The following is a 6,087-nucleotide window of genomic DNA, read 5'->3' as shown; positions in this document are numbered from 1 at the left end:
CTGACCTGTGATACTACTTCCATAACTTTAGATGCTTCTGGATCTACATTCCAGGGTACCGCTTCTTACCTGTGGAATACAGGAGAGACTACCGCAAGTATTGACGTGAGCGAAGCAGGAGATTATAGTGTAACCGTTACTGATTCTGACAATGCTTGTCAAGATACTCAAACGGTGACTGTACTATACATTCCTGATACTGAAAATCCAGTAATCACCTGTCCTCAAGACCTTTCCTTTACTGTAGAAACAGGCGTAACCGGGATTCAGGTCAATTATGATGCTCCTATGGCAAATGATAATTGTTCGGATGTAAGCCTCAGTTTAACTGAAGGGTTTAATTCAGGGGAAGAATTCCCTGTAGGAACCACAACGGTTACCTGGACGGCTACTGATGCTTCTGGAAATTCATCCAGCTGTTCTTTTATTGTGACCGTTGAGGAAGAAGAAACTCCAGAACCGCCAAGTGCTCCTATAGTAGATGTAATCCAACCGGATTGTATTCTACCGCTAGGAACAATCCTGATTGACACCGAGGATAATTTGCTCTATAGTATCGATGGGGAAACCTATCAGGCCAACGGTGAATTCAATGATCTTGAACCAGGTACATATGAAGTAACCGCTAAAGATCAATACGAACAGATCTCTGAAGCCACTATTGTAATTCTAGAACAACCGGTAGCTGAAGAAATTGAGACAACAACAATTAGGCTTTGTATAGAAGATTCTCAATTTGATCTTTTTGAATTATTACTTGGAGAGTATGATACAAACGGTGAGTGGATAGATCTTGACAACACTGGTGCACTCGATGGAGATTTTATAGATCCCTCAATGTTAGCAGTAGGTGACTACAGCTTTGAATACCGGGTTGAAGACTCTGCCTGCCCAGTCAGCACCACAGTAACCGTTAACATTAACGATGACTGTGTGGTATTACCTTGTGGATTGGAGGACATAACATCAAGTATCTCTAAAGCGGTGACTCCTAACGGCGATAACAGAAATGATTATTTCGAAATCGAATTTGCCGATGAATGTGGTTTCACTTACGACGTGATGATCTTTAACCGCTGGGGTGCGAAAATCTTTGAATCTGATAATTATCAGAATAACTGGGATGGTCAGTCCAATAAATCGGCTACCAGTTCAAACCAGCTGCCTTCAGGAACCTACTACTATATCCTGAAAATCAGAAACAGTGGGTTCGAACCCATTCAAGGTTACATTTATCTAGGAACAAAATAAAAAAGGGAAACCATGAAAAAAGTATATCTAATCATATTAGTACTGTTTGTTGCTGCGCCCGCAACTGCGCAACAGCTCCCTCAGTTCACACAGTACATGTATAACACCATATCAATAAATCCTGCCTATGCCGGAAGCAGAGATGGTTTTTCCATTACTGCATTGAACCGGAATCAATGGGCCGGGATCAATGGTGCACCAAATACCCAAACCTTATCAATACATTCTCCTTTAAGAAATGATAAGGTTGGCTTAGGTCTCTCGGTTATCAATGATAAAGCCGGATACGAAAATTATACTTACCTATACAGCGACTTTTCCTATCGTCTTGATCTAAGCGCCGATGTTAGTCTTAATATGGGAGTTAAAGGAGGGTTTAGTTATTATAACCTTGATAAAGATCTCTTTACCGAGCCGAACGTATTGAATGATCCATTCTTTCAGGATCGATTCAATAAATGGACACCTAACTTCGGAATTGGCTTTTACCTTTCATCACAAGACTGGTATATAGGTGCCTCAGCACCAAAGCTAATCAATAACAATAATCATGAATACAATGAATACCTGGCAATGGAACAGGTTCATTACTATTTCACTGGAGGATATGTGTTTGATTTAAGTGACAATGTAAAATTAAGACCGACAGGTTTGGTAAAAATGACTTCAGGTGCTCCCCTGTCTGTAGATATTTCCAGTACTTTCATCTTTAATGAAAAGTTTTATCTGGGAGGTACCTACAGAATAGATGATGCCCTTGGAGCTTTTCTCGATGTGGAGATCTTTGACGGATTCAGAGCTGGTTATGCCTATGAATATTCTATTTCAGACATCCAACCATATACTTCCGGTTCTCACGAGATTATTTTGATCTATGAATTCAGATTTAAAAACACACGTTATAAATCTCCCCGATTTTTCTAATATAAAAGCTGCTTATTATGAAAACAAATTACTATCTGATATTGGTTTTTCTAGTTGCCGGGTTCAGTCTGCAGGCACAACAGGGAAAACAGAAAAAAGCAGACAGGCTATATAATGATCTTGCCTACTTTGAGGCTGTAGAGGTGTACAAAGAACTTATTGAAAATGATTACAACACCGTAAGCAATAAGCAAAAACTCGCTGACACTTATCTTCAGCTTAGAAGTCCTGAAAATGCGGTCTTTTATTATGAGGATATTATAAATGAACCTGATATTTCCCCTGAGTATTATTATAAATATGCCCAGGCCCTTCGTGGCGTAAAGAGGTATGATGAATCTCGGGAATGGGTTGAAAAATACCTGGCTAGCAATGGGAAATCTCAGGCAGCACAAAATATGCTGGATGAAGGTGAATTAGGTACCAGTACCACTTATAAGATCGAAGAAGTTGGATTTAATTCTCAATTCAGTGATTTTGGAGCCTTCGAAAGAGGTGGTAAGATGTATTTTGTCTCTGCGCGCGCTCAAGGGGTCCCCGTAAAGAAAAGAGTTTATTCCTGGACCGGCGAACCCTTTCTGGATATTTATCAGGTAAATGCTCAAACCAATGAAATCTCACCGTTACCAGGGGAAGTTAATACTAAACTTCATGATGGTCCGGCGATAATTTCTCCCGACGGCAATACGATGTATTTTACCAGAAATAATTATGTCAACAACCGAGAAGGTAAGCGTGACAAAAATGCCACTAATCATTTAAAGATCTATAAAGCCACGTTAAATGGAAATACCTGGGGCAATGTCGTAGAATTACCTATAAACAGTAATGAATATTCTGTAGGGCACCCCAGTTTATCAACTGATGGAAACACCCTTTATTTCACTTCAGATATGCCCGGTGGATTTGGTGGCACTGATATTTATAAAGTGGAGATCAGCGGGGAATCTTTCAGCGAACCCGAGAACCTGGGACAAAATATCAATACAGAGCAGGATGAAAGTTTTCCATTTGTAGATGATGATGGGATGTTGTTTTTCTCCTCTAACGGCCATGGAGGGCTTGGTCTTTTTGATATCTTTCGGGTTAATTTGAATGAAGATATGGCCAAGGTCGAGAACCTGGGAGATCCCATAAACTCAAACCTTGATGATTTTGCATTTTTCAAATCTGTCGGGGAGAATACAGGATATATTTCCTCGAACCGGGCGGGTAATGACAATATATACAGCTTCAATCAACTTAATCCACTAGTTTTAAAGGGTAAAGTTACCGATGCGGTTAACAATGAACCCATTGGAAGTGCCACAATTAGAATCTTCGATGAAGATGGGAATCAACTTTCGTTTCTGGAAACCGATGAAGATGGGAATTACCAATCTGAAGTCCAACGTAACATGGAATTACCCCTTGAGGCTAAACAAATAGAATATGAAGAATTCACCGGTACTATAGATACCCGAAACACTGACGATCTGGAAGAAATGGAATTCAATATAAGCCTCCAGCCAGTCCGAGATGTGGAGTATCTTGCTGAAATCGATAACATCTACTTTGATTTTGATAAAAGTAACATTCGAAAAGATGCCGCCGAAGAACTCGATAAACTGGTAGCTCTAATGAAGAACACGTATCCTGATCTTGTTATCGAAATTGGAGCTCACACCGATTTCCGGGGAAGTGAACAGTATAATGAAGAATTAGCTGAAAAAAGAGCACAGTCTACCCGAGAATACCTGATCGAAAATGGTATAGACCCGGACAGGATTTATGAAGCTAAAGGTTACGGGGAAAGGGAACCTGCCATAGATTGCGAGCGATGTACAACGGAGGAACATCAGTTAAACAGGCGCTCGATGTTTAAGGTGGTTAAAATGAAATAGAATCTCTACCCTGCCCCAACCAAAAAGGTTCAGCTATTATAGCTGAACCTTTTTATTTTCAATAATGAAAACAAGCTACTACCTTCTAACAAATATATTGGTGAAGTAATTTCTTCCTTCCGCATCTTCAACTACAGAAACTCCAAAGTGAGTAAAATTGGATTCTATATTTTCACGGTGACCATCGCTTTTTATCCAGGCCTTTACTACAGCATCAGCAGTATGGTAACCATAAGCCACATTTTCACTTACCGCCTGAGCTGCAATACTATTGACAAGTGTGGTATAACGCGCTCCAAAATTATCATGACTGACCGTGCCAGCTTCAATCATATAATAATTATGATCTTCCGCTTCCAGGGAGATTTGCGCCAAGGGGCTTAGTTCTTTAAATCCCTTTTCCTTACGATAGTTATTAATTGATGAAAGGATATCTTTCTCGATATCGGTGTATGTGTAGTTCACCGATGTTTTTGCGATATGATCGATGGAGTTAATTTCTTCATCGATACTCTCTTTTGCACATGAAACCAACACTAAAGTGCTGAAAACTAGCAAAATAAATCTTGTAGTACTTTTTCTCATAGGTTAGCATGTTAAAATTGAGGAAAGATAAAAGTACATTTTTAATCGACAAAAAACATTTTAAACCATGCATTTCATCGATTTTAAGATTTTTTTAACATTAAATATAGGATTATTCCTACTTTATTAATACTAAGTCAATAATAAATGCTTGATATGTAGGAAAGTATTACAGAGGGTTAGTCAAAAAGAATTTCAAGTCCATCATCGGCAAGTTCAGTTGCAGGGAAAATGTTTTCTGCTTCTTTTTTGAAATGGTCAATAGTTTCATACCTGGTGGAATAATGGCCAAGAATGAGCCGCCCGACCCTGGCCTCAAGAGCAATTCGAGCGGCCTGCATAGCTGTACTATGCTGGGTAGGTTCAGCCAGATGCGATTCTGATTCTAAAAACGTGGATTCGTGATAAAGGGCTGTTACGCCTTTGATTTGAGAAATTATTCCTGGATCGTACATGGTATCACTGCAGTACGCATAACTTTTAGGCTTAGGCGGGTCACTGGTTACTAAAGCATTGGAAATTAATTTTCCGTCTTCTGAGAGGACATCTTTGCCTTTTTTCAGGCTCTTATAAAGGGCTACATCGATATTATAAGCTTCGGCCTTATCAACTAATAATTTCCGGTCACCGGGCTTTTCCCTGAAGAGGAATCCGTTGGTATACACCCGGTGCTTTAGTGGAATAGTCTCAACCCCTACCCTTTCATCCTCAAAAATAACTTCAGGATCTCTTTTGGTAAGTTCATGAAAATACAAAGGGTAACTTGTCCAGGATTTAGACAGTTTAAGTTGTAACAAGATAATTTCTTTTATCCCTTTAGGCCCGTACACATGGAGTTCTTTCTGGCGGTTAAGAAGCATAAAGGTGGAGATCAGCCCCACCAGGCCATAAAAATGATCCCCATGAAGGTGAGAAATAAATATATGGTTAATTCTGGAGAATTTAATTTTATTCCTCCTCAACTGCACCTGCGTTCCTTCCCCGCAATCTATTAGGAAAAGATGATTACCTATCTCAAGAACCTGAGCGCTGGGATTTGTAAAGCTTCGGGGAGTAGCTGCATAACAACCTAGAATGGTAAGTTTCATTCAAAGTCTTTTAAAATCCAAGTTCTCGCTGGATCTCGTCCATCTGTATCACATCTTTAGCTTCCTGAAGGGAAGGGACAACACATAATTCATCAGGAATTTTTTCAATTGCAATGGCACTATTCACGATCACAAAAGATTTATGATCTTCCTTGTGAATATTAGAAAGTTCAAGAAAACTAAGCAATTCCTCCAATTCCAGGTTTTCATAAGAAGAAATATCGAGAATTAGATTGTCATTCCTAAATTCATTATGTCTTTTGGTAAGGTCTGAGGCGAATTCCGCCACAGAGTCCCGCCTTGTCCTGATCAGAATATAATTATCTTCTTTTTTAATTTTCATAGCGCATCAAATT

General features: G+C 39.4%; 6 protein-coding genes. 3 read left to right on the top strand and 3 right to left on the bottom strand.

Annotation, left to right across the window (positions count from 1 at the left end; translation table 11 throughout):
* From ACW6NC_RS14980 to ACW6NC_RS14970, 3 genes are all read left to right on the top strand, one after another.
* Positions 1 to 1,251 (top strand): T9SS type B sorting domain-containing protein (locus ACW6NC_RS14980; RefSeq protein ID WP_457867249.1); only part of this gene is annotated, 1,251 nt, incomplete at its 5' end.
* A 12-nt stretch (positions 1,252 to 1,263) separates the two neighbouring features.
* Positions 1,264 to 2,175 (top strand): PorP/SprF family type IX secretion system membrane protein, encoded by a 912-nt coding sequence (locus ACW6NC_RS14975; protein WP_457867247.1) that lies wholly within the window; start codon positions 1,264 to 1,266, stop codon positions 2,173 to 2,175.
* Positions 2,176 to 2,192: 17 nt separating this feature from the next.
* A complete protein-coding gene (locus ACW6NC_RS14970; RefSeq protein ID WP_457867246.1) occupies positions 2,193 to 4,058 on the top strand; it encodes an OmpA family protein in 1,866 nt (621 codons plus the stop codon).
* Positions 4,059 to 4,136: 78 nt separating this feature from the next.
* Here the strand turns inward: ACW6NC_RS14970 and ACW6NC_RS14965 are convergent, their stop codons facing one another.
* From ACW6NC_RS14965 to ACW6NC_RS14955, 3 genes are all read right to left on the bottom strand, one after another.
* Entirely contained in the window at positions 4,137 to 4,643 is a 507-nt protein-coding gene (locus ACW6NC_RS14965; protein ID WP_457867244.1) for a CAP domain-containing protein, read from the bottom strand.
* Positions 4,644 to 4,822: 179 nt separating this feature from the next.
* On the bottom strand, positions 4,823 to 5,731 hold the full coding sequence (locus ACW6NC_RS14960) for a ribonuclease Z (protein ID WP_457867243.1): 909 nt from the start codon (positions 5,729 to 5,731) through the stop codon (positions 4,823 to 4,825).
* Between the two features lie 10 nt (positions 5,732 to 5,741).
* Complete coding sequence (locus ACW6NC_RS14955) at positions 5,742 to 6,074, bottom strand: ribonuclease Z (protein WP_457867241.1); 333 nt, start codon at positions 6,072 to 6,074, stop codon at positions 5,742 to 5,744.
* Positions 6,075 to 6,087: the final 13 nt, after the last annotated feature.

Source organism: Salegentibacter profundi (genome assembly GCF_054121475.1).
Note: the sequence above shows the minus strand (reverse complement) of the source record. Positions and strands in the feature narration are given on the sequence as shown.

Excerpts from the sequence above, each read along its gene's own strand:
- ACW6NC_RS14970 (WP_457867246.1), top strand. The coding sequence starts at position 2,193 with ATGAAAACAAATTACTATCTGATATTGGTTTTTCTAGTTGCCGGGTTC.
- ACW6NC_RS14975 (WP_457867247.1), top strand. The coding sequence starts at position 1,264 with ATGAAAAAAGTATATCTAATCATATTAGTACTGTTTGTTGCTGCGCCC.
- ACW6NC_RS14960 (WP_457867243.1), bottom strand. The coding sequence starts at position 5,731 with ATGAAACTTACCATTCTAGGTTGTTATGCAGCTACTCCCCGAAGCTTT.
- ACW6NC_RS14955 (WP_457867241.1), bottom strand. The coding sequence starts at position 6,074 with ATGAAAATTAAAAAAGAAGATAATTATATTCTGATCAGGACAAGGCGG.
- ACW6NC_RS14965 (WP_457867244.1), bottom strand. The coding sequence starts at position 4,643 with ATGAGAAAAAGTACTACAAGATTTATTTTGCTAGTTTTCAGCACTTTA.